The 2,678-nt window shown below is 50.4% G+C and carries 1 rRNA gene; it reads left to right on the forward strand.

Annotation, left to right across the window (positions count from 1 at the left end):
* Positions 1-2,678, forward strand: a 23S ribosomal RNA gene (locus QP437_RS09630); the annotation flags it as partial.

The raw sequence follows: 2,678 nt of genomic DNA on the forward strand, positions 1-2,678 counted from the left end.
TGAATACATAGGTAAGTGAGGCAAACCGGGAGAACTGAAACATCTAAGTACCCCGAGGAAAAGAAATCAACCGAGATTTCGTTAGTAGCGGCGAGCGAACGCGAAGGAGCCTGTTAGTGATAATGACAGAGACAGAGGAACAAGCTGGGAAGCTTGGCGATACAGGGTGATAGCCCCGTACTCGAAGTCCAGGTCATGGTACTAAGCTAACGACAAGTAGGGCGGGACACGTGATATCCTGTTTGAAGATGGGGGGACCATCCTCCAAGGCTAAATACTCCTGATTGACCGATAGTGAACCAGTACTGTGAAGGAAAGGCGAAAAGAACCCCGGTGAGGGGAGTGAAATAGAACCTGAAACCTTGTACGTACAAGCAGTGGGAGCCCTTTTGGGGTGACTGCGTACCTTTTGTATAATGGGTCAGCGACTTATATTTTGTAGCGAGGTTAACCGAATAGGGGAGCCGAAGGGAAACCGAGTCTTAACTGGGCGTCTAGTTGCAAGGTATAGACCCGAAACCCGGTGATCTAGCCATGGGCAGGTTGAAGGTTGGGTAACACTAACTGGAGGACCGAACCGACTAATGTTGAAAAATTAGCGGATGACTTGTGGCTGGGGGTGAAAGGCCAATCAAACCGGGAGATAGCTGGTTCTCCCCGAAATCTATTTAGGTAGAGCCTTGAGCGGACACCTTCGGGGGTAGAGCACTGTTTCGGCTAGGGGTCCATCCCGGATTACCAACCCGATGCAAACTACGAATACCGAAGAGTGATACTCAGGAGACACACGGCGGGTGCTAACGTCCGTCGTGGAGAGGGAAACAACCCAGACCGCCAGCTAAGGTCCCAAAGTCTATATTAAGTGGGAAACGAAGTGGGAAGGCTTAGACAGCTAGGATGTTGGCTTAGAAGCAGCCATCATTTAAAGAAAGCGTAATAGCTCACTAGTCGAGTCGGCCTGCGCGGAAGATGTAACGGGGCTCAAATATAGCACCGAAGCTGCGGCATCAGACGAAAGTCTGTTGGGTAGGGGAGCGTTCTGTAAGCGGATGAAGGTGAATCGAGAGGTTTGCTGGACGTATCAGAAGTGCGAATGCTGACATAAGTAACGATAAAACGGGTGAAAAACCCGTTCGCCGGAAGACCAAGGGTTCCTGTCCAACGTTAATCGGGGCAGGGTGAGTCGGCCCCTAAGGCGAGGCTGAAAAGCGTAGTCGATGGGAAACGGGTTAATATTCCCGTACTTGGATAAACTGCGATGTGGGGACGGAGCAGGTTAGGTTATCGCACTGTTGGATATGTGCGTTTAAGTTTGTAGGTGGGAAGTTTAGGCAAATCCGGACTTCTATTAAACACTGAGAGATGATGACGAGGCTCTACGGAGCTGAAGTAACCGATACCACACTTCCAGGAAAAGCCACTAAGCTTCAGGTTTATCTAAACCGTACTGAAAACCGACACAGGTGGTCAGGTAGAGAATACTCAGGCGCTTGAGAGAACTCGGGTGAAGGAACTAGGCAAAATAGCACCGTAACTTCGGGAGAAGGTGCGCCGGCGTAGATTGTAGTCCCTTGCGGATGAAGGTTGAACCGGTCGAAGATACCAGCTGGCTGCAACTGTTTATTAAAAACACAGCACTCTGCAAACACGAAAGTGGACGTATAGGGTGTGATGCCTGCCCGGTGCTGGAAGGTTAATTGATGGTGTAATCGAAAGAGAAGCTCCTGATCGAAGCCCCAGTAAACGGCGGCCGTAACTATAACGGTCCTAAGGTAGCGAAATTCCTTGTCGGGTAAGTTCCGACCTGCACGAATGGCATAATGATGGCCAGGCTGTCTCCACCCGAGACTCAGTGAAATTGAAATCGCCGTGAAGATGCGGTGTACCCGCGGCTAGACGGAAAGACCCCGTGAACCTTTACTATAGCTTGACACTGAACATTGAATTTTGATGTGTAGGATAGGTGGGAGACTTAGAAGATGATACGCCAGTATTGTTGGAGTCGTCCTTGAAATACCACCCTTTAACGTTTGATGTTCTAACGAAGATTACGAAACGTGGTCTCGGACAGTGTCTGGTGGGTAGTTTGACTGGGGCGGTCTCCTCCCAAAGAGTAACGGAGGAGCACGAAGGTTTGCTAATGACGGTCGGACATCGTCAGGTTAGTGCAATGGTATAAGCAAGCTTAACTGCGAGACAGACAAGTCGAGCAGGTACGAAAGTAGGTCATAGTGATCCGGTGGTTCTGAATGGAAGGGCCATCGCTCAACGGATAAAAGGTACTCCGGGGATAACAGGCTGATACCGCCCAAGAGTTCATATCGACGGCGGTGTTTGGCACCTCGATGTCGGCTCATCACATCCTGGGGCTGAAGTAGGTCCCAAGGGTATGGCTGTTCGCCATTTAAAGTGGTACGCGAGCTGGGTTTAGAACGTCGTGAGACAGTTCGGTCCCTATCTGCCGTGGGCGTTGGAGAATTGGTTGGGGCTGCTCCTAGTACGAGAGGACCGGAGTGGACGCACCACTGGTGTTCCGGTTGTGTCGCCAGACGCATTGCCGGGTAGCTAAGTGCGGAAGAGATAAGTGCTGAAAGCATCTAAGCACGAAACTTGCCAAGAGATGAGTTCTCCCAGATTTAAAATCTGTAAGGGTTGTTTAAGACTAAGACGTAGATAGG

Source organism: Haemophilus sp. UMB1048 (genome assembly GCF_030218125.1).
Taxonomy (GTDB): Bacteria; Pseudomonadota; Gammaproteobacteria; order Enterobacterales; family Pasteurellaceae; genus Haemophilus_D.